This window comes from Arenibacter latericius DSM 15913 (genome assembly GCF_000424985.1).
Taxonomy (GTDB): Bacteria; Bacteroidota; Bacteroidia; order Flavobacteriales; family Flavobacteriaceae; genus Arenibacter; species Arenibacter latericius.
Map to the genome: position 1 here is coordinate 1 of NZ_AUKX01000061.1, position 23,847 is coordinate 23,847.

General features: G+C 34.2%; 23 protein-coding genes. 13 read left to right on the forward strand and 10 right to left on the reverse strand.

The window, feature by feature from the left end; genetic code table 11:
* The 5 genes from H344_RS21205 to H344_RS20500 all read left to right on the forward strand — a co-directional run.
* The coding region (locus H344_RS21205) for a transposase (protein WP_205667192.1) at positions 1-326 on the forward strand (326 nt) is incomplete at its 5' end.
* 103 nt (positions 327-429) lie between these two features.
* Positions 430-1,749, forward strand: coding sequence for an OmpA family protein (locus H344_RS0115045; RefSeq protein ID WP_026811053.1), 1,320 nt, complete (start codon positions 430-432; stop codon positions 1,747-1,749).
* Positions 1,750-1,999: 250 nt separating this feature from the next.
* On the forward strand, positions 2,000-2,398 hold the full coding sequence (locus tag H344_RS0115050; RefSeq protein ID WP_157378319.1) for a hypothetical protein: 399 nt from the start codon (positions 2,000-2,002) through the stop codon (positions 2,396-2,398).
* 203 nt (positions 2,399-2,601) lie between these two features.
* Positions 2,602-3,324 carry a hypothetical protein gene (locus tag H344_RS0115055; RefSeq protein ID WP_026811055.1) on the forward strand — a complete coding sequence of 241 codons (723 nt, stop codon included), beginning with the start codon at positions 2,602-2,604 and terminating at the stop codon, positions 3,322-3,324.
* Positions 3,325-3,494: 170 nt separating this feature from the next.
* Positions 3,495-4,283, forward strand: a complete 789-nt coding sequence (locus H344_RS20500) for a hypothetical protein (protein ID WP_051254359.1) — start codon at positions 3,495-3,497, stop codon at positions 4,281-4,283.
* Between the two features lie 172 nt (positions 4,284-4,455).
* Here H344_RS20500 and H344_RS0115065 read toward each other — a convergent pair whose 3' ends face one another.
* Complete coding sequence (locus tag H344_RS0115065; RefSeq protein ID WP_026811056.1) at positions 4,456-5,616, reverse strand: RtcB family protein; 1,161 nt, start codon at positions 5,614-5,616, stop codon at positions 4,456-4,458.
* 394 nt (positions 5,617-6,010) lie between these two features.
* On the opposite strand from H344_RS0115065, the gene mgtE reads away from it, so the two are divergent.
* Complete coding sequence (mgtE, locus tag H344_RS0115075; RefSeq protein ID WP_026811057.1) at positions 6,011-7,348, forward strand: magnesium transporter; 1,338 nt, start codon at positions 6,011-6,013, stop codon at positions 7,346-7,348.
* Positions 7,349-7,419: 71 nt separating this feature from the next.
* Here the strand turns inward: mgtE and H344_RS0115080 are convergent, their stop codons facing one another.
* Both H344_RS0115080 and H344_RS0115085 read right to left on the reverse strand, forming a co-directional pair.
* Positions 7,420-7,875, reverse strand: coding sequence for a DUF305 domain-containing protein (locus H344_RS0115080; protein ID WP_026811058.1), 456 nt, complete (start codon positions 7,873-7,875; stop codon positions 7,420-7,422).
* Between the two features lie 73 nt (positions 7,876-7,948).
* A complete protein-coding gene (locus H344_RS0115085) occupies positions 7,949-8,368 on the reverse strand; it encodes a VOC family protein (RefSeq protein ID WP_026811059.1) in 420 nt (139 codons plus the stop codon).
* A 406-nt stretch (positions 8,369-8,774) separates the two neighbouring features.
* Between H344_RS0115085 and H344_RS0115090 the strand changes: the two genes are divergently transcribed.
* On the forward strand, positions 8,775-9,806 hold the full coding sequence (locus H344_RS0115090) for an AI-2E family transporter (protein ID WP_026811060.1): 1,032 nt from the start codon (positions 8,775-8,777) through the stop codon (positions 9,804-9,806).
* A gap of 79 nt (positions 9,807-9,885) precedes the next feature.
* Here the strand turns inward: H344_RS0115090 and H344_RS0115095 are convergent, their stop codons facing one another.
* From H344_RS0115095 to H344_RS0115115, 5 genes are all read right to left on the reverse strand, one after another.
* Positions 9,886-10,083 carry a hypothetical protein gene (locus tag H344_RS0115095; RefSeq protein WP_157378321.1) on the reverse strand — a complete coding sequence of 66 codons (198 nt, stop codon included), beginning with the start codon at positions 10,081-10,083 and terminating at the stop codon, positions 9,886-9,888.
* A 268-nt stretch (positions 10,084-10,351) separates the two neighbouring features.
* Positions 10,352-10,897, reverse strand: a complete 546-nt coding sequence (locus tag H344_RS0115100; RefSeq protein WP_026811062.1) for a hypothetical protein — start codon at positions 10,895-10,897, stop codon at positions 10,352-10,354.
* A gap of 123 nt (positions 10,898-11,020) precedes the next feature.
* Positions 11,021-11,458 carry a response regulator gene (locus tag H344_RS0115105; RefSeq protein WP_034256784.1) on the reverse strand — a complete coding sequence of 146 codons (438 nt, stop codon included), beginning with the start codon at positions 11,456-11,458 and terminating at the stop codon, positions 11,021-11,023.
* Positions 11,459-11,852: 394 nt separating this feature from the next.
* Entirely contained in the window at positions 11,853-12,344 is a 492-nt protein-coding gene (locus H344_RS0115110; RefSeq protein ID WP_026811064.1) for a hypothetical protein, read from the reverse strand.
* 290 nt (positions 12,345-12,634) lie between these two features.
* Positions 12,635-13,081 carry a hypothetical protein gene (locus tag H344_RS0115115; protein WP_026811065.1) on the reverse strand — a complete coding sequence of 149 codons (447 nt, stop codon included), beginning with the start codon at positions 13,079-13,081 and terminating at the stop codon, positions 12,635-12,637.
* A gap of 395 nt (positions 13,082-13,476) precedes the next feature.
* Here H344_RS0115115 and sbnA point away from each other — a divergent pair, with 395 nt between their 5' ends.
* Genes sbnA through H344_RS0115130 form a run of 3 tightly spaced genes read left to right on the forward strand, consistent with a single transcriptional unit; the run spans position 13,477 to position 17,760 of the window.
* Positions 13,477-14,481, forward strand: a complete 1,005-nt coding sequence (gene sbnA / locus H344_RS0115120; RefSeq protein WP_026811066.1) for a 2,3-diaminopropionate biosynthesis protein SbnA — start codon at positions 13,477-13,479, stop codon at positions 14,479-14,481.
* On the forward strand, positions 14,475-16,316 hold the full coding sequence (locus tag H344_RS20505) for an FAD/NAD(P)-binding protein (protein ID WP_051254360.1): 1,842 nt from the start codon (positions 14,475-14,477) through the stop codon (positions 16,314-16,316). The genes sbnA and H344_RS20505 overlap by 7 nt, the downstream gene beginning before the upstream one ends.
* On the forward strand, positions 16,303-17,760 hold the full coding sequence (locus H344_RS0115130) for a type III PLP-dependent enzyme domain-containing protein (RefSeq protein WP_026811067.1): 1,458 nt from the start codon (positions 16,303-16,305) through the stop codon (positions 17,758-17,760). The genes H344_RS20505 and H344_RS0115130 overlap by 14 nt, the downstream gene beginning before the upstream one ends.
* 114 nt (positions 17,761-17,874) lie before the next feature.
* Here the strand turns inward: H344_RS0115130 and H344_RS0115135 are convergent, their stop codons facing one another.
* The gene (locus H344_RS0115135; protein WP_026811068.1) at positions 17,875-18,273 is read right to left on the reverse strand and encodes a VOC family protein; all 399 of its coding nucleotides are present in this window, start codon (positions 18,271-18,273) and stop codon (positions 17,875-17,877) included.
* 451 nt (positions 18,274-18,724) lie between these two features.
* Between H344_RS0115135 and H344_RS0115140 the strand changes: the two genes are divergently transcribed.
* Positions 18,725-19,126, forward strand: a complete 402-nt coding sequence (locus H344_RS0115140; protein WP_026811069.1) for a carboxymuconolactone decarboxylase family protein — start codon at positions 18,725-18,727, stop codon at positions 19,124-19,126.
* Positions 19,127-19,266: 140 nt separating this feature from the next.
* Here the strand turns inward: H344_RS0115140 and H344_RS0115145 are convergent, their stop codons facing one another.
* Entirely contained in the window at positions 19,267-20,109 is an 843-nt protein-coding gene (locus H344_RS0115145; RefSeq protein WP_026811070.1) for a mechanosensitive ion channel family protein, read from the reverse strand.
* Between the two features lie 584 nt (positions 20,110-20,693).
* Here H344_RS0115145 and H344_RS0115155 point away from each other — a divergent pair.
* Together H344_RS0115155 and H344_RS0115160 are read left to right on the forward strand one after the other, a co-directional pair.
* Complete coding sequence (locus H344_RS0115155; protein ID WP_051254361.1) at positions 20,694-22,667, forward strand: monovalent cation:proton antiporter family protein; 1,974 nt, start codon at positions 20,694-20,696, stop codon at positions 22,665-22,667.
* A 97-nt stretch (positions 22,668-22,764) separates the two neighbouring features.
* Positions 22,765-23,583 carry a universal stress protein gene (locus H344_RS0115160; protein ID WP_026811073.1) on the forward strand — a complete coding sequence of 273 codons (819 nt, stop codon included), beginning with the start codon at positions 22,765-22,767 and terminating at the stop codon, positions 23,581-23,583.
* Positions 23,584-23,847: the final 264 nt, after the last annotated feature.

Consider the following 23,847-nt stretch of genomic DNA (forward strand, 5'->3'; position numbering starts at 1 on the left):
ACAAAGGTTTTGCAATGGATCGAAAACTGGAACACCATGCCCTGAAGGGAATTATAAAACAACGGGTAAAGCAAGGCGTTTACCATATACAACATGTGAATTCCACGCACAATAGACTAAAGAAATGGATAGACGGCACTTTTTGGGGCGTTTCGACCAAATATCTTCAGCAGTATCTGAATTGGTTTAGGGTAAAGGAGCACCTCAAGGGTAGTAAGGACATGCTCCAGGCCTTTGTTCCCAAGACCGTTGAAGACATTGGAACCTATGCCAGATACAGAAATATAGACACTAGGTATGAAAAACTAATATCAACGCAAACTTAAACTAGAGCCTCTGTTACATTTAACCTACTGTTTTTCATACACATACTAGAACTTTAGTTCTGCGAACACAGATCAAATTTTGATCTCTTAAAATTAGTATGAAATGAAAACAATTAAATTAGGTTTAAGGATATCTATTTTTCTACTCATCTTTTCTTTTGGTAACAGTTTATGCCATGCACAAATTCTTAAAAGATTGGGGAAACGCGTGGAAAGAGCAGCCGAAGAAGCCGTAATTAGAAAGTCAGAACAAAAGGTTTACCGTGAAACTGGAAAAGTAATGGATACCATTCTAGATGGTAAAAAGGGAAATAAGAAAAAAAACAAAGAAAATAATTCTACCCAACAAAAAGAGAATGAAGTAAATGAGCCTCAAAATACTTCAGGGAAACCTACCGAACGAAATGCTTTTGGGGTGTATAGCGATTTCACCTTTGTACCAGGGAATAAGCTTTTATTTTATGATGATTTTGCAGCTGATGCACTTGGCGACTTCCCAGCTTTGTGGGAAACCAACGGTTCTGGGGAGGTTGTAAACATTAGTAACTCAGATGTAAAGTGGCTTTCCCTTGTGAGGCGTTCTGGATATACGCCTACCATGGAGAATACATTGCCTGAAAATTATACCATAGAATTTGATTTAACCAATAACGGCTATGGTGCAGGAAGACCTGGCAGTAAAATATATTTTGCATTCTTAACAAAGAAATCCTATTCCATGGGTAGCGCGGGAACAATTGCCGATTTAGAAATCTTACTTTCTCATAACGGTTTTAGTGTACGAAAAGTTGAAAATTTTGGAGGCGACGTAGAAGTAAAAGTTGGAAATCGTATTGACCGAGTAATTAAGGAATACCTAAATGAAACAGTACATGTTTCCATTGCAGTAAATAAAAAACGATTACGCATCTGGATCAATGAAGAGAAATTGGTGGATTCTCCTAATATTATACAGGCAGACATTGGGAGATATTTTTTAATTCAGGTAATGGATGTGTTACCAGAAGAAGGTCATTTCGTAGGTGTCTCTAACTTTAAAATTGCGGAGTCTACAGAGGATCTACGTTCTTTATTGCTGAAGGATGGTAAATTTAGTACTACAGGAATATACTTTGATACCGCCAAATCAACCGTAAAAAAAGAATCCTACGGAATACTATTGGACATCGCTAATTTGCTACGCGATGATGATTCCATTAGTCTACAAATTATTGGACATACCGACAATAAAGGGGAAGTAAGCTATAATCAAACTTTATCAGAAAATAGGGCAGCAACGGTAAAGCAACTTCTTATTCAAGAGTTTGGAATACGTGAAGATCGTCTGCAATCTATGGGAAAAGGTGAATCAGAAGCCGTAGATGATAATTCCACTGAAAAAGGAAGAGCTAATAATAGAAGGGTAGAATTTGTTAAGCTGTAATTCTAAAAAAAATACTCGTTGCTTTTGCAAGCTACTCAACCCTTCTCAAACTAATGAATGTTGGGATATTTGTAAAAATACATGGAAGAGCATAAATCAATGCCCTAACACTAGTGCATTTAAAACCCTATTTTAAAAATGACCTTCTAATTAAGTGTGATTATAGACTAAAATTTGCTAATATATCATTGGAGCATAATTAGGTGGATGAAGCATATTCAATATATTATTTAACTACACAAAATGAGCTATGAAAACGCATATAATAATTATAATAATGCTCTCCCTAATTTCGATGAATCTAAGTGGACAAATGCATTTCATAAACAATGACAACGATGGTAGTTTCCCTAAGATTGAAATAAATAATACCACAACTACCCTATTCGCCAAAATCGGAGATAATACGAAGCCTTGGCTACATTGGAATGAAGTACCTAAAAACATTGAGAGCGGTAAAGGGCATTCTAAATTTAAAATGATTGTTTACAACAATGATGGTATTGCCAATAGAACCTTTGAAATATCATATACCATACCCTATGGTCAAGCTAACACTGCTCCTACGGCATATATTAAAGCTAGCTACCTATACCGAGATAAAAGGCCCAGTAAAATATTGGAAGAACATTTTACCTTAATCCCTTAACCAAATAGAAGTATGAAAAAAAAATAAATCATTTTATTCTCTGAAACCCCAAATTATATGCCCCTAGATCCTAATTTAAAAATGATTTTATGGGTGTCCAACCTTTAATGGGTGTGCTATATCAATTGCAGCTACATTCAATTATTCCTAACATCACAGTACAACATATAAATAACGCTTTTAATTTATAAACTACACATATCATGAAAAAATCACTTCTTTTAATAATCCTCTTGTCCATTGATTTTATTACCGCACAATCCGTGGCCAAGGTAGAAAAGTATCCGCTAAAGGCTATGGATTTAGTACTATTTTCCTTTGGCATGGAGCAACCTATAATCATTGGATCTATTGCTGATTCTGGGGAAATATATTTTAATCTCCCAAAAGATATTACTTCTATTAATGATGAAGTAAAAGCAAACTTTATGTCTGATGCTATCTTTACCTTGTTCTCTAAGTGCGATAATAATTACGATATACTTTCCGAGGATGAGAACATTGAAGCTGTTAATGGCGGATTTATTTCATTGAGTACCCAGGGTAACCCCTATTCTGGTTTACTATATATGATTACCAATGATGATCTATTGCCATGGTTAGAAGACTCCTATTCTAATAATGCCGTAATTGGATCTTATTATGAGGTGGTCTATGTTGCATCGGATTTTGATTACCAAGGACAATGCAATGCCACCATCTCCAATACAGAAAATGACACTATCGAAACTTTATACACTTATGACTTAAATCTAAAAGCAGGATTTAACTTTATAGAATATAAGATTGAAAGTGTGGTAGAACATCAAATACCAAGCATGTACGAAGAAGATGTGTACGACAAAATAGCTAAGCCTAGTAAAATAACCGTGACTTCCTCCACAACTACACCACAAAACACCAAATGGATTGGTAAATACTTTTAGACTAGGAATTGAAGACATACCATAGCAAGATTTAAAATTCGGGAAGAAATACACCTTAATTAACTCGCTCATTATCAACTCATAATAAATATTTTTAAAAAATATTCACTTTTACGGTAGGGTTATTCCAATGTTAGTTGTTTCAATACAAACAATTAAATAATAGTAAAATGACTACAGACAATCGAAATGTTTTTTCGAACGTAAAAAAATCCATTTTAGTTGCAGGAATGGGAATTCTTGGAATGCTAACCGTGGTAAGTTGTGAAAAAGACAATGATTCAACCACAACCAAACAAGGGAAAATAGCAATCAGTGCAAAAGGGAAAATTTCCAATCCAAATGGAAGCTCATCCAAAACGGCAAAAGAAGTAGGCCCTAATATTGTGTTGAGCGACTTTTTAATCAACCTAAAAGAGTTTGAATTAGAGCTCGATCTTGATTATGACGATGATGAGAACGAACAATGGGATAACGATGGCTTCTTTGGCTATGAAGATGAAATAGAACTTGAAGGTCCGTTTGAACTTGATCTTTTAAGTGGAGAAATCTCCTTTATCAATGTTGACGTTCCTGTAGGAACCTATGAGGAGTTAGAATTCGATATTGATAAAAGCACCGATGCTAATAGCGAAATGTTTGGTAAATCCATATTGATTAAGGGTACCATTGACGATGTTCCATTTAGCTTTTGGCACGACTTTGATGAAGAAATTGAAATCGATTTTGAAGATTCCCAAAAGAAAATTGAAATCGTTGAAAGTCAGACAAATCTAACCATTCAGTTTGACCTATCGCAACTTCTTTACGGTGTAGGTGCAGTAGATCTTTCCCAAGCTGTTGATGGCAATAACGATGGTCTTATCGAAATAAGTCCAGAAGACCAAGATGGCAACAATGAAATTGCTGATCAAATTAAGGAGAAGCTAAAAGACATTATAGATTTATTGGACGATTAACCTACTTCAGTATAATTATTTATAATAAAGTTCCCCCAATTTTTAGCCAAAATAGATCCTCGCAACTTTGTGAGGCATCTATTTTGGCTTTTTTATGAACATTATTCTGAAAAAAATAGAGCTGCTAACAAATTTTTTAATTAACCTTAAATCTGATTCAACCTAATAACGCCTACCCCTTAACTACGGCCAATGGCTGTAATTCTATTTGTATATCTACTAAATCCATCTGATTTGCCATTACCTCTTCTATATTTTTATATGAACTAGGAGCCTCATCCAAATCGTTCCGGTGCCTAATAGCATGCAGTATTCCTTGTTCCTCTAATGCTTTGCTCTCTTTCTTAAGATCTAATTTCTTACGCGCCTGTGCTCTACTCATTACCCTTCCTGCGCCATGAGAACAGGACTCAAAGGAATGTACATTCCCCTTACCTTTCACCAAAAAAGATCTAGTCCCCTGAGAACCTGGAATCATACCCCACTCCCCTTCTCGCGCCCTAGTAGCTCCTTTTCTATGTACAATAACTTTCTCACCAAAATGGGTTTCTATAGATGCAAAATTGTGAGGTTTATTGATGAAATCCGTAAATTCCACCTCAGGCAGAATATCCTTAAATGCCATCTTGGTACGCTCCATCATAAGTTTTCTATTAGCAAGAGCAAAGTCAATACAATAATTCATCTCATTCCAATAAAGCTCATAATCCTTATCGTCTTCTGACAAGTATGCCAAATCCATTGGCACCTTATTACCCGATACCTTATTCTTAGCCTGAGCTAACTTATTATAGTGATTTGCAACGGTAAAACCAATATTCCTAGACCCAGAGTGAATCATAATCCAAATATATCCGTCTGACCCCTTTTGTATTTCTACAAAATGGTTTCCTCCTCCCAATGTTCCAATTTGATACAATGCGTTTTCATATTCCTGTTCTGCAATAGGTAGGTTTCCCTTTAGCTCTGGCATCCAAGACTCTTCTTGTGGGCTACTATGTCGCTTATAACCCACTGGAACCGATTTTCTAATTTGTGTCATTATTTTTTTTAAATCGGCAGTTTCCAATTCCTCAAGATTAGTCCGTAAAGAACACATCCCGCAACCAATATCTACTCCTACGGCATTGGGAATAATGGCTCCCTTGGTAGCCAAAACGGCCCCAATAGGCATTCCATATCCCTGGTGAGTATCTGGCATAATGGCAATATGTTTATAAGCAAAAGGGAGATTCGCCAAATTACGGGCCTGCTTTAACGCCCCTTCTTCCATCTCTCCTTCTTTTAACCAAATCTTTATAGGTAGTTTTTCTGTTTTTATTACCGTCTTCATAATCATGTTCGTTTTACGTTTTCCCTTTCATTAATCCCGTTACAAAAGGCAGCTATTTAATTTTCAATATGCATAGAATACCTCTTTATTCTACTGACGATTAATTTTTGCCTTATTAAACAATATAACCATAATTTAAAGTTCGCAAAATGGTTTAGTTATTTAATATGCTGTTTTACATAAAGTAGTTATTACTTCCTTTACCAAAGTAGTTATGTTAATTGCAGATGTTAATTAAAGCCCCTATTTTTAGGACTTCTCTTGGGTTTGATGATGGTATAGTAAAACAAAAAAAACATACCTCAATTATACTTATTGCTATGCCCTATTTTCAAGTTGGGATTGCACAAGAAAATACAGCGAAACTGTTGAATAAAAATCCACATATATCCGTATGATCGAATCTAAAATAGACTTCCTGGAAATGATCAGGAATAAAGAATGGAAGCTAATAAGTCGTTCCATTAATGATTTAGAAGCTAACGAAGTTGTCCACGTCTTGCAAGATATTCCTAAAAGGGAACAAATTATACTTTTTAGGTTGCTTACTAGAGAAAGGGCAAAAAGAACTTTTAAACTACTTTCCTATTCCGATCAATTAAACATTATAGAAATCTTGGGAGAAAACCCTCTTAAGGTATCAACTCTCTTAAACGATATAGAACCGGACGACAGAACTTCGTTTTTTAAACAATTGCCAACAGATGTTTCTAAACGTCTGATTCTTTTATTATCTCCGGAAGAACGGGAGATTACAACCCAACTACTAAGTTACCCTAAGGACAGTGTTGGCCGACTAATGACCCCGGAGTTTGTTGCGGTTAAACCCAATTATTCTGTAGCAGAATCTTTTGAATATATCCGGAAAAACGGTCAAAACTCAGACACCTTAAACGTAATTTTTATAATAGATGAAGGTGGAAAAATGATTGATGACATTCGGATTAGGAAGTTACTCCTTGCAGAACCCAATCAACTGGTAGAAGAGCTAATGGACCATCGATTTGTTGCACTAAACGCTATGGACGATCAGGAAGAGGCAGTAAAATTATTTAAAGAATCTGATAGAGCAGCCCTACCTGTTGTAGATGAAGATGGTTTATTAATAGGTATAGTGACATTCGACGATATTATGGATGTTGAAGAATTAGAGTCTACCGAAGATTTCCATAAATTTGGATCGATAAATAGTGCTATTGCCGACCCCATTAAAGCTAAAGTGTTCGACCTATATAAGAATAGGGTTGGATGGCTATTTATATTGGTTTTCATGAACGTCTTTTCTGGTGCGGCCATGTCCGGTTTTGAGGAGGTGATCCAGTCCTTTGTTCCCCTAGTATTCTTTTTACCACTACTAATTGATAGCGGAGGAAATGCAGGTTCACAGTCCGCCACCCTAATGATTCGCTATTTAGCCGTTGGCGGAGTAAAATTGAGCGATTGGAATAAGCTTGTAGGTAAAGAATTTATCATCTCTTTTCTCTTGGGAATTACTATGGCAGCAGGAGTAGCTGCAATTGCTAGTTTTAGAGCGCCAGAAATTATTATTGTTGTTGCCTTTGCAATGATCTCTACCGTAATGATTGGGAGTTTAATAGGGCTACTTTTACCCTTTATTTTCACAAGATTAAATTTAGATCCAGCAACTGCTAGTGCACCATTAGTCACTTCTTTATCTGATATCTGTGGTGTAATAATATATTTTTCAATTGCCGCATGGTTATTAATGTAAGTAAACAAGGATAGGATTATCTAAAGGAATAATTGCTGAAATAGTATAAACAATTAAAGGAGTGGTATGGTTTATTTATTTTCTAAGCGCTTAATCATTTCTTTCATCTCAGCTATCTCCTTTTCCTGTGCTTTAATAATCTGCTCTGCAAGCTGCTTCACCTCTGGGTCCTGTATGTTGGCACGACCACTAGTTAGGATAGCTATGGAATGATGGGGTATCATCGCTTTCATCCATTTTATATCATTGATCGGAAGTTGTTGTCGAACCAAATAGGTGGAAATAGTCATCAGAAAAATACTTCCCAAAATAATGCTTGTGTTTTTCATTCTATTAGGATACATATCTAACATAAACAACAGCATTATAATTGCCATTCCCCCTATTCCAATAAAAGTCATATACATTCTTGTCCAGCTAAAATATACATGATTAAATTCATACGTATTAAAATACATGGTTATATACATAGATATTGCTGAGCAAATTAACATTAGTAGAAATTTAGTATAATTTGAAGTTTTCATTTTATAGAGTTTATAAGATTCATCCTATTTAGGAAATAATTTATTTCCATGTAAAATTTATTGATTACTATATTTAATAAATAGTCCACAACCCAGGTGTGGCCAATTCCAATAAATGATTGTCTGCGTCTCGGAAATAAAGGCTTGTTCCTCCACGCTCCCATTTATATTCACTTTCAATCTCAACCTTATTTTCAGTTAACCATTCCTTCCACGGGATAAGATCTGCTTCCGAAATAGAAAATGCAAGGTGTAAGTTTCCAAATCCATCATGGGGTGGAATGATGCCCCCGGTACCACTACTACCTTGGCTTGCTGAGCCTTTTTGAAACAGAAGCAAAACTTGTTTGTTAGTTACATTTAAAGCACAGAAATTTCTATTTTCTATAAGTGTGTCCATCTTAAAAATAGTTTTATAAAAGTCCATGGCAACCTGTAAATTAGAAACATAGAGTGAAGTTTCTAAAACTCCCTTCACTTTAAGAATATCCATTATATTTATTTTTTATGTTCACTTAATATTATGAATAAATACAGAATTGGAGGGTTAGTATTTCGCATTTACAACCATATAGTTAAAATTAAATTATATAATGCTAAACATTTAACTACATCTCACCGAATATTACCCTAAATGATTAATAATCTTTAGGTTGCAATATCATATTGATTATAATTCTGCTTAGTTTTTGGAAAAGGAACTTTAATAATTTATGACTAAATTCTCTATATCCATATTTTCTAATAACTTATTCTACGCATACACTAGTAAAAATCAATACCATTAAGTTATTTTTGAAAAACGTTAAAAAACTATTAAACTCAACTTACATTTACAACCGCATTACACCTATTGGTAAGCGCGTATTCATAAACCTAACGATTTAAAATTTTAAAGTATGGATGGGATCAGCTCAAAAACTATAAGGCAACTTGTGGTGTTATTATTGATTACCTTTCTAGGCGGACTTATTTTTGTTGAGATGCTACCTTATCTGTCTGGTATACTTGGAGCCATAACAATTTATGTGCTTATAAAAAGACCCATGCGATATTTAGTAAAAAGAGGTTGGAATAGTAATCTAGCAGCAGGACTTCTAATGCTGACATCTTTCTTAGTAATTCTTGTCCCAGTTGCTGGCGCCATACTAATGTTAGGCAATAAAATTGGTAAAACAGTGGCCAACTATGAAATGGTGGCAAAGGCCTTTAAATCGGAATTGCAAATTTGGGAAGACCGATTAGGATACGATATATCTTCTCAAATAGATGTATCTGCAATATCTAAATGGTTATCCGAAAATCTACAAGGTTTTGCTGGAGGCACATTTGACATGTTTATGGCAATTACGATAATGTATTTCCTATTATACTATATGCTTACGAACCGAAGAGAACTACGTGAAGCACTCTATGCATATATCCCCATAAAATCTCACAATCTAAAGATTATAGGGGTTGAAATGCGTGAAATGGTTCGTGCTAATGCTATAGGAATTCCTTTGGTAGCCGTTGCACAAGGGTTAATTGCATTAATAGGCTTTTATATCTTTGGTATAGAGAGCCCCATTTTTTGGGCAGTGATTGTAACCATTGGATCTATGGTTCCTTTTATTGGTAGCTTCCTTGGTACCATCCCTGTATTTATTCTTGCGATGTCTAACGGTAATGACTTTCAGGCATGGGGAATTTTAATTTATGGGATAGTAGTCGTTGGCCTTACCGATAATATCATTAGACTGTTTGTGCTACAGAAATTAGACGATGTACACCCCTTAATTACATTAATTGGAGTTATAATTGGAATCCCTTTATTTGGTTTTATTGGGTTAATATTTGGCCCGTTACTCATCAGCTTATTTTTGGTTGTCGTCCGCATATATAAAATTGAATACGGAAGTGAAACGGAGTCCACCATTGCAGGAGAATAAGAATCTAGCCAAAATCTAAATCCATCCTCTTCCAATAGGTGAACAAGAATATTAAACCCATCAAAAAAATCTAAAGGTTTTAAACATCAGAACCGAAAATTGCTCCGGAAAAAGTGATTCCAATAACTATTAGAATTAAGGCAACCAAAATAATAATAAATCCGGTTTTGGTGATGTTTGTTTTCTGAAAAATATAATTCTTTTTTGGATCCTTTTCCTCCTTAACTAACTCAATATCTTCTTCTCCCTGTTTTTTGTCAATATATTTTTTGTCCATAATTCTAATTTTAAAGATTAACTTTTCAATAGATGCTAAAAGTAAATTTAGAAGCAATACAAAGAATCAATGAATCCAAAAGAGTATATTATTATCGGTAATGAACGATTTTAATTAAAAAATGTCGAACAGGAGGAAGTTAGAAATTCGTATACCCGAAAGTATGTCAAAATAAGATGTAACAAATTTAACCTAATATTCCCCTCCTTTCTTTAAACCAAATGCCGTGAAGCGAAATTTAATAAATTACTTCTGATGCACTTAATTTCTACTCTTTTTCTGTGCTTTCTAATTCATCCTCTTCAACCGCCAAAGGGTGGTTTGTAACTCCAATTCCAACTATTTTAATTAGGTTCACTACGGTATTATACAGTAATAGCACTACAACAATTAAGGCAGCACTTAATACACTAGAAACTCCAAGGGAAAGGTAATAAAGGATATTAAACCAATTATTGGGAACATTATCCGACTCCGTAATAGGTAAATTAAATAATAGGAAAGTAATTACTGCTGCTATGAAAATTATGGTATCTAACTTAGCTATACGAAGCACGTCTTCATAAAAATCATTTTTAAGCTCCGATCTGGAGCTTGAGCTTAAACTTAACAAGGTTAATAGCAGTGCCAAAATAGTTGCAGATGCCAATGCTATAGTATTACATAAGGTATTCATTCCATTTAAAGAACTTTTTATTAGTTCTTTAGCCTCATAGCCACTTAATTTCCCTAACAAAATAGTACCTAAAGCTATAAATAACATGCTGATAAACCCTCCAATTATAGCACGCTTTGTATATTTATCTAACTTCATAGCTCTATATTTACTTAGAATCCCTACCAATAAGTAACCATCAGAAGCAATAATCACCTTGCTACAAACTCTTCAATAATTGCCGGCAAACACGAATCTGACCTAGTTATTATTATTTAATTCTTATCCATCTTTAATGATATAATTTGGTCCGTGTTCCGACTCAAATAGGGAGTTTATTCCTTGTTCTATTAACTTCAAAAGGCTATTAAAAGAAGTTGGCTTTTGCAAATATCTAGTTGCTCCCTTCTTCCGTAGCATGCTAATTTTATCAAGATCAATAAATCCAGAATATATTATAATAGGTATCTCGACTAGCTCAGGCTCATTTCGAATATCTTCGAGACATTCCTCCCCTGACATCAATGGCATATTTAAATCTAGAAATATTAAATCTGGCAGTGGAGTATCTTTATCCAATAGCTCCGACATCAAATCAACCCCATTTTCGAAGGTTTTAGTCTCAGTTTCAAGCAAAATTTCATCAATGGCCTCCAAAAAAAACATTCTGTCGTCTTGGTCGTCATCTGCAAGAAATATCAAAAGTTTTTTAGTATCCAAAATGGATTCTATTTAGTAATTTAGTACATATACATTCACCCGAACCTACAAACAATAGGTTCATAAATTCTACAAAACTAACAACCCGCTTTATATATAAATGTTTTACACACAAATACTTAAATTACTTATGTACAACAACTTACACCTATAGGTAGCTTTGTTTTCTTGGTTTTTAAATTTAACTCGATGTAAAAGGTTTAAATACCTCTAATGGAAGATTGATTAACCCAATCGCATTATTTAAAGCATTTTTAATTGGCATAAACCACCTTCACCCCTTTCTCACTAAGACAGCAGAAAATGTTTTGCAAATGGCAACCTACCTATAATTAATTATAATAATGTTATCAGTAATCATTCAAGGGATCTTTTCATTCATCTTAAATACTCCTTATTCCTCTTTAATATTCTTCCATTGTTCATATAAAGAATATTGTTCCTCCGATAAAATTTGTTTTAATTGTCTTTCCCTTTCACTAGATACCGTACCCATCATCTTTCCGTTAGGAGTATTACGTTGTTTAGTTTTAAAATCTTCAATGGCCACTTCCAATTGTTTAATTTGATTGTCGGTCATATTTAATTCTTCATACATTTCATTAAAATCTTCCTCGGTAGTCGTAGGTACTTCTAGAGATGCAGAGTTCACGTTAACATTAGAACCCGTAGATCCATTGTACCCTTGTACTAAATTGGTTGTATTACCATCTTCTGACGCTTCCTTTTCAGTAGCTTTTAATGCCTCTGCAGACTGAGAACTTTTAGAAGTAGCCATCTCTGACGATTCTTTTTGCTGTGCAGTTTGGGTCGCCTTACTAGATTTACACCCAATCTGGGTCATTAGAGCAAAAGATACACCTAGTACTAAAATATATTTTTTCATCACTTCTATTTTTAGATTATTAAAACTAATTTTTTAAAAAGATAGGATATTGTTCGCATTGTGATTAATGGCATTGCATTAAAAATTAACTGATTCACGATTAACCACAACTCTCTAAAAGCTAACTACTTAACACACAAACACTCTTAATAACGTTCCGCTATAAAATCAGTACTCTTTTGATGTCACCCTTAGTAAAATGGGTAAGCAAGTGGCTGAGAATTTATTTCCCACTCAGTATGATACTTTTAATCCAAAAGGTTATCTATTAGACTTTCTTTAAATTATACTTACCCCTCCGGATAAAGGGTTCTTAAGTAATAGATTGAAAGGCGTGCTGACTCCACTTTTAAGAGGTGTTTTCTTAAAATTAATCGAATTTTGGGCAATAATTCATTGGACAGGAGCAGATTACAAAGCTCAACAATCTTGAAGTCAGTATCCAGAAAGTCCTTAGTCCTACAAATTGTACGATTTAAAATATTTTGACCATATAAGTTAACATGTTGTTGGTAAACCTCTTCTAAGGCCTGACCATTTTGGCATCCATTTTCAGAGATTTTAATGGTTGATTCTATTTCCATGATAAAATCTAACCTTTCAAAAGCCCTTTCCTCCAAAAACTTTTTTAACATAGGAGATTTCGCTTCTAATGCCGCATTTATATACTGAAGCTGAGAGTAGGCGTATAGTTTATTTAATTGCTGTAACCATGTATATAAAATCCAATTCTGCATCTTAAATGTTTTATATAAAACTACAATGCATCCTAAAAATCGATTTTCTTTAACGATTAAAAATGTAACTCTATAGCTTAATGAAAAACAACTCTAACCTATTTATAAACTTCGAAATTTAAAGTCTATCCTTTTCCTACTACACCCTAAGCTACTCTGGTTATATAAATAGCATTCCTAAATACACTATTCAAAAAATATTGGATTGTACCTAAACTGGAGCTGTTCCTTATGATAAGGGATTAGTCCAACTCGTCTAAATGTGCTCTAAGCTATTTCGGCTAACAAATTGTCGGAACAGGTTAATCACTTCTCTAATTTGTCGGTACTTTTTAACTCTAAGTAATACTGTACCTCAACAAATTACATAGAAGTACAACTTAAATCCACCGGTAATGATAGCTTTAGAAAAAGATCTTAAGATTGCTAATAATATAGTAGACACTATTGGAAATACTCCATTAGTGAAGCTAAATAGGCTATTTAAAAACACTGCCTATGATGTTTATGGAAAGTTAGAACTGTCTAATCCTAGCGGAAGTGTTAAGGATCGTACCTCCATGTACATTCTACAAGAGGCGATAAATAATGGTGAAATCCAACCAGGGAACACCATTATTGAATCTAGCTCAGGGAATATGGCCTTAGGACTGGCTCAGGCTTGCCTTTACTTCAATTTAAAATTGATTGTGGTAGTAGACCCCCATCTTAATAAACATACCGAAAAATTATTACGCACCTATGGTGCAAGAATAGAGTACATAAAGACACCAAATGATAATGGCGGGTATTTAGCTGCCAGACTAGAGAAAGTCCAGCAATTACTAAAACAAATTCCTAATAGTTATTGGTCTAATCAATATGGTAACCCAAATAATCCATTAGCACACCACAACACCATCACTGAAATCCTACATTCTCTTAATGGTAAGGTAGATTACTTATTTATGGCCGTAAGTACTTGTGGTACTATAATGGGATGTGCAGATTATATAAGCAAAAATGATATCGGTACAAAAATTATTGCTGTGGATGCAGAAGGAAGCATACTTTTTGGCGGTCTTCCTAAAAAGAGAATAATTCCGGGTCATGGCGCCAGTGTGCGCTCACAATTTTTAGACCCCTCCGAGTTATGGGATAATATAGAAGTAAGCGACCTAGATTGTGTAAAGGGATGCTGGTCCCTATTAAAAGAAGAGGGGATTCTATGTGGTGGCTCTACAGGTGGGGTAATTTCTGCCATAAAGAAATACGAGACCAATATTCCAGATAATAGCAATTGTGTATTTCTTTTATGCGATCGGGGTGATCGTTATCTAGATACTATATATAATAAAGAATGGCTCCTTAAGAAAATACCTGGAGTTAAAAACTCATTAGACTTTATAGGAGGATGGTAGAGCAAAACACAACAACAATAGGCAAAGAATCTCCCCTGACAATCGGAATCATAGGGTTTGGACCTAAAGGGTTATATGGTTTGGAGCAACTATTAGCCCATATAGCGAACTCGGGAACAACTACTCCTATTGCCATCCATTTATTCAATAGAACAGGTTATTTTGGTTCAGGAGATATTTATAGGCAAGATCAGCCCAAATATCTCATTATGAACTATGCCAATCATAAAATCAATTTTAATACTATAAATGAACCCAAGGTTCCCCATTTGGTAATAGATAATTACGTGCAATGGTTATCCATTAATCAAGAGAAGCCCAAGTCTAAAATTTGCAATTTATTTTCATCACGAGCTACAGTTGGTAAATACCTATCACATTGTTTTAATGAACTATGTCGACATCTTCCCAACAATGTAAAACTTACTACACATGTCCAAACTATAACCAATATCCATAGATATAAAAACGGATATATATTAAAAAGTTCAGAAAACGAAAGTCAACTTTCCAATATAAATTTTCATAAATTATTAATTACCACGGGGCATTATTCCTACCAAACTGGTATGGCTTCCCAACAAAAAAGAATGACTGGGTTTATCAACTTTGTTTATCCTGTTCATAAGCAATTAGGTGACATTTCACCCCATTCAAAAGTGGCCATAAAAGGAATGGGCTTAACCTTTATAGATACGGCACTTTCTCTTACGGAAGGTCGTGGTGGAGTATTTAACGAATTGCCAAACGGATGCCTAAAATATATACCATCTGGAAAGGAACCTCAAAAAATTTATCCATTTTCCAGAACGGGATTACCTATGGTCCCTAGAAAAGGGGACCAAGATATTTTGGTTATTTCTCCAGAAGTAATCAAGTCAATTTTGAACCCCGGCAGTATAATTAGGCCATGTAGTTTCGAAGAAACCATTCTTCCCAAGATTAAGCAGTTATTTCACATCGCTTACTACACTACCATGCTTAATGAGAACGGTTTAGAACTAGTATTGGAGGAAGACTTTTCCAAGATTGAGGAACAGGTAGAAAATTTTCATTTACAACATCCAAACCTACCAAAATTTTCTTGGGAATACATAGAAAATCCGTTTAACAATTTTCCATATCCTACCCATGAGTATAATTCCTATTATCATAGGCACCTCATTAAGGAAGCGGAACTAGGTTTAAAAAAAAGTCCCTTGATGTCTGCCGTCTCCACATGGCGACAAATAAGTCCAATTTTCAATCAAATTTACAGTTTTGGAGGATTAGATGCTCCCTCGCAACAGCTATTTGATTCTTATTACTTTGGACTCTTTAATCGGCTTGCCTACGGTCCTCCCCTACTAAATGCAAAAAAGATATTAGCCCTTCAAAAAGTGGGAATAATTGATCTCACATTTGCTAAAAATTCTAAATGCAACTTTGAAACAGACTCCCAGTCACATGTGCTTAAACAGCCCCATAAGAAGGAAATAGTACAGTATCTAATAAACGCTACGATTCCTAGAGCCATAGGTATTAAAAATCAGAAGGGGCTATTCAATAATATGTTAGAAGGTGGTATTATTCGGAATTATACCAACAATACCAATGGTTGTTATAGCCCTGGTTATATTGATTTAGATATACAGGGAAGTCCCTACAGTAAAGACGGGGAGGTTAATAAGGATATCGCTTTTTATGGGACGCCGACCGAAGGGATAACTTTTGACAACGATACCCTTTCACGAGAAAGAAACAATTTTGCCGCTTCTTGGGCAAAAAATATTATAACTGAAATAAAGCTAAAACAGGATAGCCCTAAAAAAATAAAAACAAATGAAGTATTTTAAAGGTAACGCCAATGGCGGACTCACTCCAATAACATCTGAATGGATGCACAAAATATTAATGGAATTTGAGAAACTAAACCAGCTAATAACTGAATATGGTTCACCAATTAATCTTCATAACCTTTCAACCTTTGAGCAAAACATTAAAAAATTCAGTAAGGTGTTCAACTCACGCGGTCTAAGGCATCAGATTTATTATGCACGTAAGGCAAATAAATCTAGAGGATTAGTGAAACAGGCTTTGGACTCTGGTATAGGGGTAGACACTGCAAGCTTTAAGGAATTATTACAATCCTTAGAATTGGGGGGCAATAGCAATAGCTTGGTGTTAACTTCAGCTATTAAAACTACCGATCAAATTGAACTTGCTATTCAAAATAATATCACCATAATATTAGATAATTACGATGAATGTAAACTAATCAATTCCATCTCCTCCCGACTTGGAATAAAGGCCGAAGTTGGAATAAGAGTCAGCGGGTTTTATGTTAACAAAAAAAAGCTATACAGCAGATTTGGATTTGATGTAGATGAAACTATCCCTTTCATTACCAATCATTTTGGCAAAAACAATGAGCTTGCCAATTTAAGCTTAAAGGGGTTACATTTTCACCTAGATGGATATTCTACAGAGCAGCGCGGAGTGGCCTTATCTTCATGTATTACCATTGCTTCTCAATTAAAAGAAAAAGGGTTCCACATTTCATTTATTGATATGGGTGGTGGCATCTTAATGAATTATTTGGCCAATGAGCAGGAGTGGAAAGATTTTGACAATAGGCTAAGGGAGTCCGTCCAAAAGGGAAATAGCAGTATTACTTTTAACGGAAATGGTTTGGGATATGAAATGGTAAATGGGAAGTTAAACGGAAAACTAAAAACATATCCATTTTTCAATAGCACTAACGGCGTAGATTTTTTAAACGAAATCTTGGATTATAGAGATCCCAATATAGACAAGAACAATACCGACCGATTAAAATCTGAAAATATTGAAATTAGGATTGAACCAGGAAGATCACTATTAAATCAAACTGGCATTACAGTGGCCAAAGTAGCACATAGAAAAAAAGATTCTAAGGGGCAGTGGCTAGTAGGTCTAGAAATGAATATGTCTCAATTGATGAGTTCTAGTGCAGATTTTCTATTAGATCCCTATATCATTTACAATACCTATACCGAAAGTTCGGAGGAAGTGGATGTTTATTTTACAGGAGCGTATTGCCTAGAAAGGGATATTCTGCTTAAGAGAAAGATTACCCTTCCTAAACTACCAGAACGGGGAGATATTGTAGTGTTTGTTAATACTGCTGGATATATGATGCATTTCTTTGAAACCGAAGCGCACTTATTTGAATTATCTAAAAATTTAATGTTCAAGGAAGACAAGCCCTCTATAAAAGAAATAGACTTTATAGAGGATAGCTTAATAACGCTGAAATAAGGCATAATCTGTTTACAAGAGAAGAAATAAAAAATCCCGTAAGATTGTATGTTACGGGATTTACTTCGGTATGAACTTGAAGTGATATTATTTCCAATGAATTAAATACACATCTTAATTGTTATAATTCACCATCCAATTAATTCCAAATTTATCTGTGCATCTTCCAAAATATCCCCACTCGCGCTCCCTAAATTCATGATGAACCCTTCCGCTCTTGGAAAGTTGACTAAACATCTCAGAAGCACGCTCCTTACTATCCAAATCAACACTCATATGAATTTGGTTACCATGGTTTATTGGAGTGTCGGGAGAAGCGTCATAGGCCATTACATGAATATTTTTCCCTTTCAGTTCAGCATGTTGTAACTTATCCCGAAATGAAGAAGGAACATCTATTTTTTTATCCTTGTAAGTCTGTTTATTAATAATATCTGCTTCAAATAAATCTGCATAAAAGTTTAATGCTTCGTGGCAATTACCATTAAAGGCTAAATAAGGTTGAATTTTCATATAAATTAATTTTATTATGATTAATAAATCTTTCTTAGAACATTATCAATACAATAGGTAGTTTTAACTCAATTCGCTTAAATAACTTCCTATAGTTGACATAAAAGTGTATTAGATGATACACCAAAGTTCCTTTATATAAAACTAAGAATGCTATAGCATAATAAACTTCGTTAATGATTTAAACTTTAACGCATTCCATTAATTGCTCAATCATAAATACAGTCAATACAATATAAGCTCACATAAACTTGAAGCCCTTAACCAATCCTCTTTATCCATATAGTGTATATACAAAGAGGAGACCAAGTACTTTGTTAAACCGATTTTTCTAATCAGATAAATTATTCTTATTTTCCCTTTTACATTTATTTATAATGCGGCATAGTGCCCGAAGTAAGAATACGTACTAATTAGATAAAATAGTAAAACACAAATAATAAAAATAGTCATGGAAAAATCGAAACGTTTTCAAAAAGGTATGGAAGTAATAAGGAAATATGAAGATAAATCAGAAAATCCGGCCTACTCTATTACTTTTGAAAGCTTGATGGATTTAGATCCCGAATTAGAGGATTACATTATTGAGTTTGCATTTGGTGATATTTATTCTAGGGAAGGCTTATCTCATGAGAAGAAAACATTAATAACCATCTCATCTTTAGTTACTCAGGGTTTAGAACCTCAATTAAGGTTACACATTAACACCGGACTTACCATAGGGATAACCCCTAAAGAAATAGTAGATGCTATTATCCACCTTCTTCCCTATGCTGGTTTCCCACGAGTCCTAAATGCTTTAAATGTAGCGAAAGCCGTATTTAATGAAAGAGAGGTTAAAGTAAAGAAATAAAGAATTATACGGAAACACAAGAAGACACAAAACGGGGTTACTCAAATGATTAACCCTGTTTTACTATCTTAGGTTGGCATCGCACCAAGCTAGCGCATTATACTATTTTTAACGCCTACGTAATAATAGGCAACAGATAATTAATCTACTTTAGGACTAGATTTTATATGTACATCCATTTGCGGAAAGGGTATGTTTATATTATGCTCAATAAACTTGGAGTTTATAATTCTTCTAATATCACTCTTCATCCTATCTGAACCAAAAATGGTACTGCTATAAAAAAGCACTTGAAAATCTAAGGACGAATTCCCAAAATTCTTGAGTCGCGCTTCTACCAACTTTGTATTATCCACATCTGGATGCCCTTTGGCACTTTCTTCAAGAATTTTAATAACGAATTCTACGTCAGTACCATAACTTACTCCAACATCAATCCTAAAACGATTTAGATTGGATTGATGACTCCAATTAATAACTTTATTGGTGGTAATTAAGGAGTTAGGAATAATAATTGAAATATCGTCCGTATTTAAACCTTTAGAAGTACGTAGACCAATCTCCTGTATCTTTACTATATCCCCATCTATTTCTAGGACATCCGAAATCCTAATTGACCTTTCGGAAAGTAAAATTATTCCAGATATAATATCATTGAAAGTTTGCTGCAAACCAAGCCCTATTCCAACTAACAACGCAGCGGAACCCGCGATTAATAGTGTGACTTTCACTCCCAAGGATTCTAATATAAACCCAAAGGCAATTACCCAAAATATATATTTTATTATTTGGTATAAAGAATAGGTGTTTCCTTCATTAAAGTGTTCTAGGTTTCTTCTCCTAAACATAGACTTTTTAATCAGCCATAAAATAAATCTGGTCACCATTATAATTAGAACCGCGATTACTAAACCAACTACTTTTAAATTATACTTTCCTATACTTAAAAGCTCAAATTCTAAAAATTTATTAAGCAGTTCCATAATAGTTGGTTTTACAAGTAATTAGTATTTATAGTTATATAGCATCACCTCAGTAGCAAACAACTTTAAATTCAACCATGGGTTTGCATTGTTAAAACTACTCCAACAGAGAATGAACCTTGGAGCATGGAAATAAAATAATAACCTATACTATAAAAATACGTAAACCATCACAAGTAACCTCTGCTTTTACAATCCCATTATTAATAGATTATGGAGAATATAACATTCCTTACCCCATACCTATAACGTATGATAAAAAATAAGCATAGTAATTATTGATCTTGATTTATTGAGACAGTTTTAATTATTTGATGGGTATAAGGAAGTTTAAACAGAAGGGAGGCATTGGAAAACCAAATAGTAGGAAACCTTCATACTTCACAAGTATCATCCCGGTCCACCTTACTAGATTAAAGTGGTTCCAATTGATTTATTATGCCCAAAAATAATAAACAAAACCACCATAAAATGCAAAATTGATACATAGTTTATTGTCATTAGTTTATCTTTAACAACTCTTATTTTGTGAGGGTAATGAAAAATCAGATCAAAGAATTTAAATACAGGAATAGCTAATTCGTATGCCATTATTACAAGATATACTTATACTTCTAGGTTTTTCAGTCGTTATCGTTTTTGTTCTGCAACGGTTAAAACTTCCTTCTATAATAGGTTTTCTGTTGACAGGGGTCATTATTGGACCATATGGGCTTAGTCTTATTAAAGCCGTAGAGCAAGTAGAAACGCTATCCGAAGTTGGTGTTATTCTATTACTTTTCGTTATCGGAATGGAATTATCCATTAAGCAATTAGTCTCCATTAAAAAGACTGTCTTTATAGGTGGATTTTTACAAGTTGGACTTACTGTAGGTGTTGCCGCTCTTGTTTACAACCTTTTAGGAAATTCCTGGAATGAGTCTGTATTTGTTGGCTTTCTATTTTCATTATCCAGTACCGCAATCGTTTTAAAAACATTGCAAGATAGACAGGAAATTTCCTCTCCACATGCTAGAAACGCTTTGGCTATTCTAATTTTTCAAGATATTATAGTGGTGCCTATGTTGCTTATCACGCCAATGATTGCAGGAGAATCTAGCAATGTAATCATGGATATATTAATGCTATTGGTTAAATCGGTTATTGTGGTTGCACTCACTTATATCAGCGCACGGTTTATTGTACCTAGATTAATGCATGCTGTAGCAAAAACTAATAGTAAAGAGCTTTTTCTGTTGGTCACGATTACCCTTTGTTTTGCTATTGCCTTTCTAACGGCAGAAATAGGATTATCACTGGCATTAGGTGCTTTTATAGCAGGCCTTATAATTTCAGAATCGGAATATAGCCATCAGGCAACTAGTATTATCCTTCCTTTTCGTGAGCTTTTCACCAGTTTCTTTTTTGTTTCCGTTGGTATGTTGCTCGATTTAAGTTTTTTCAAAAGCAATATTCCTATAATCTTGGCTTTAGTGTTAATTGTCCTTATACTAAAATCATCTGTTGCGGCAATTGCTGTTGCTGCGCTTAAATATCCAACCAAAACTGCCATCTTAACGGGTTTGTCGCTTTTCCAAGTAGGGGAATTTGCTTTTATACTTTCTAAGATAGGTATTAAGTACAATCTGTTAACACCTCAAACTAACCAATACTTTTTATCCGTTTCAATCGTGTCTATGATTTTAACTCCATTTGTTATTATTTTTTCCGAGAATATAGCGGATAAAGTTGTGGGTATTAAAAAAAGGTTAGGACTGAAAAGGGAGTTGGATTCCAACGATATTGAAGAAATTGTGGAAACCGATTTAGAAAATCACTTAGTAATAATTGGATATGGAATAAATGGAAGCAATTTAGCTAAAGCAGCTACCGCTAGTAACATCCCTTTTATCGTAATTGAGACGGATGCTGAAATAGTTAAAAAGGAAAAAGCAAAAGGTTTGCCTATCATCTTTGGTGATGCAACGAATGACCATATTCTAGAAACAGTTCATCTGTCCAGAGCGAGAGCAGCTGTAATTGCTATTTCTGGAAATATAGAAACTCAGAACATTATTAAAAACATACGTTCAATGTCTGATTCCTTATATTTAGTGGTAAGGACAAGATATGTTAAAGAGACCTCTGAATTATTGGCACTAGGTGCCGATGAAGTAATTCCTGAGGAGTTTGAAACATCCATACAAATATTTGAACACATACTGCATAATTTCCTTGTACCAGAAGGCGATATTATCCAACTTATTCATAAGGTTAGGGCTGACAACTATCAAATGTTCAAGGCAGATATAAAAGGCCCTAAAACTTATAGAACTAGTGAATTGGCAGATTTCAACATCAAAAGCTTACGCATGAGGTCTGATAGTAATAAGTTTCTTGGAAAACCCTTAAGGGACTTGAATTTAAGAGTAATTTATGGTATTAATATATTGGCCATTAAAAGAAAGGATAAATTGTTAGAAAGTGTACAGCCAGACGAAATACTTAAACAAGGGGATATCATTTATATTCAAGGAAATCAGAGTAAAGTAGAAGCGTTTTATCAACTAATAAGTTAATACAACAAGGCGCAAGGAATCTATACGCTAGGCCACAATATTTCCAAATAGTACTTTGGTACCTACACACTGAACCACGCATTTAAATCTTAAGAAAATGAAAAAACGGTTTATAGTACTCATTGACTTTTCAGAGTATTCCAGCGATCTAATAAAGTATGCCTGCGATTGGAGCAAAGAAACAAATGCGAAGATTCTTTTGCACCATCAAACTCATGCTTATTTACCAGCATTTGCAGAAGATGATGCAAGACAATATATAATTCAGCAAGCTAATGACAAAGCACTTGAAAAATTAAAAGCACTTGCAGAGGACCTTATTCCAGATACTATAGAGGTTTCTTATTATGTATCTGAAATGGATTTTCATCAAACTTTACCCCAACTATTGGCAGAGCCTTTTGAAAATTTAATTTTTATAGGTCTGAAAGGTACGGGAATGCTAACAAAATTGTTCCTTGGAAGTGTCGCCCTTCGGATTATTGGAAACACAAATAATACGGTGGTTGCAATGCCTAAAGGAATTGATTCATTTTCGCACGAAAAAATATTTGTTGCAGTAGGCGATAAAAAAATATTGAATCTACAGGAACTAGACATCTTTTTTAAGTTTATAGACGAACGGAACACTACCATAACATTTTTTCATTTGGCAAAACCAAACGAAGACACTAGCCATATAAAAGAACAATTACAGAATCTAGCGGAAACTTATGCCGAAAGGTTTACTACAAACATTGCTATTTACGAAGCCAATAATCGGGTAGACGGTATAAAGAAAGTAATTAACAACAAAATTGATGAAATACTAATTGTTCAAAAAGGTTCACGTATTTTAACTGATCAACTTTTTAGGCGATTTTTAATTAACGAATTAGTTTACGAAGGACAAACCCCATTAATTGTATTACCATAATAATTGAAATGGTCCTAAATAGGAAAGAATCTTAGAATGACATGGGATCAAGCTCAAAAGTTGTGTGTGACTTAAACTAACGGTAAGGACCAATGGTTAAAACCTTTCCTTTTTGACATGTCAATACTTTTTTCCATTGATGAAATGCTCAGCATTCATGAATTCCTTTAAAAAGTAATAGATAAGGAGATGAATAAAAAAGTATTCAAAAAAATCTAGGCTTATTTCTCCTTTCTTGAAATCTACGGACTTTCTACTGCCACA

Coding starts and splice junctions, on each gene's coding strand:
- H344_RS0115100 (WP_026811062.1), bottom strand. CDS start 10,897: ATGAAGTTAGATAAATATACAAAGCGTGCTATAATTGGAGGGTTTATC.
- H344_RS0115085 (WP_026811059.1), bottom strand. CDS start 8,368: ATGGATATTCTTAAAGTGAAGGGAGTTTTAGAAACTTCACTCTATGTT.
- H344_RS0115155 (WP_051254361.1), top strand. CDS start 20,694: ATGCCATTATTACAAGATATACTTATACTTCTAGGTTTTTCAGTCGTT.
- mgtE (WP_026811057.1), top strand. CDS start 6,011: ATGATCGAATCTAAAATAGACTTCCTGGAAATGATCAGGAATAAAGAA.
- H344_RS0115055 (WP_026811055.1), top strand. CDS start 2,602: ATGAAAAAATCACTTCTTTTAATAATCCTCTTGTCCATTGATTTTATT.
- H344_RS0115140 (WP_026811069.1), top strand. CDS start 18,725: ATGGAAAAATCGAAACGTTTTCAAAAAGGTATGGAAGTAATAAGGAAA.
- H344_RS0115130 (WP_026811067.1), top strand. CDS start 16,303: ATGAAGTATTTTAAAGGTAACGCCAATGGCGGACTCACTCCAATAACA.
- H344_RS0115160 (WP_026811073.1), top strand. CDS start 22,765: ATGAAAAAACGGTTTATAGTACTCATTGACTTTTCAGAGTATTCCAGC.
- H344_RS0115110 (WP_026811064.1), bottom strand. CDS start 12,344: ATGAAAAAATATATTTTAGTACTAGGTGTATCTTTTGCTCTAATGACC.
- H344_RS0115045 (WP_026811053.1), top strand. CDS start 430: ATGAAAACAATTAAATTAGGTTTAAGGATATCTATTTTTCTACTCATC.
- H344_RS0115090 (WP_026811060.1), top strand. CDS start 8,775: ATGGATGGGATCAGCTCAAAAACTATAAGGCAACTTGTGGTGTTATTA.
- H344_RS20500 (WP_051254359.1), top strand. CDS start 3,495: ATGACTACAGACAATCGAAATGTTTTTTCGAACGTAAAAAAATCCATT.
- H344_RS20505 (WP_051254360.1), top strand. CDS start 14,475: ATGGTAGAGCAAAACACAACAACAATAGGCAAAGAATCTCCCCTGACA.
- H344_RS0115050 (WP_157378319.1), top strand. CDS start 2,000: ATGAAAACGCATATAATAATTATAATAATGCTCTCCCTAATTTCGATG.
- H344_RS0115065 (WP_026811056.1), bottom strand. CDS start 5,616: ATGAAGACGGTAATAAAAACAGAAAAACTACCTATAAAGATTTGGTTA.
- H344_RS0115135 (WP_026811068.1), bottom strand. CDS start 18,273: ATGAAAATTCAACCTTATTTAGCCTTTAATGGTAATTGCCACGAAGCA.
- H344_RS0115115 (WP_026811065.1), bottom strand. CDS start 13,081: ATGCAGAATTGGATTTTATATACATGGTTACAGCAATTAAATAAACTA.
- H344_RS0115080 (WP_026811058.1), bottom strand. CDS start 7,875: ATGAAAACTTCAAATTATACTAAATTTCTACTAATGTTAATTTGCTCA.
- H344_RS0115145 (WP_026811070.1), bottom strand. CDS start 20,109: ATGGAACTGCTTAATAAATTTTTAGAATTTGAGCTTTTAAGTATAGGA.
- H344_RS0115095 (WP_157378321.1), bottom strand. CDS start 10,083: ATGGACAAAAAATATATTGACAAAAAACAGGGAGAAGAAGATATTGAG.
- sbnA (WP_026811066.1), top strand. CDS start 13,477: ATGATAGCTTTAGAAAAAGATCTTAAGATTGCTAATAATATAGTAGAC.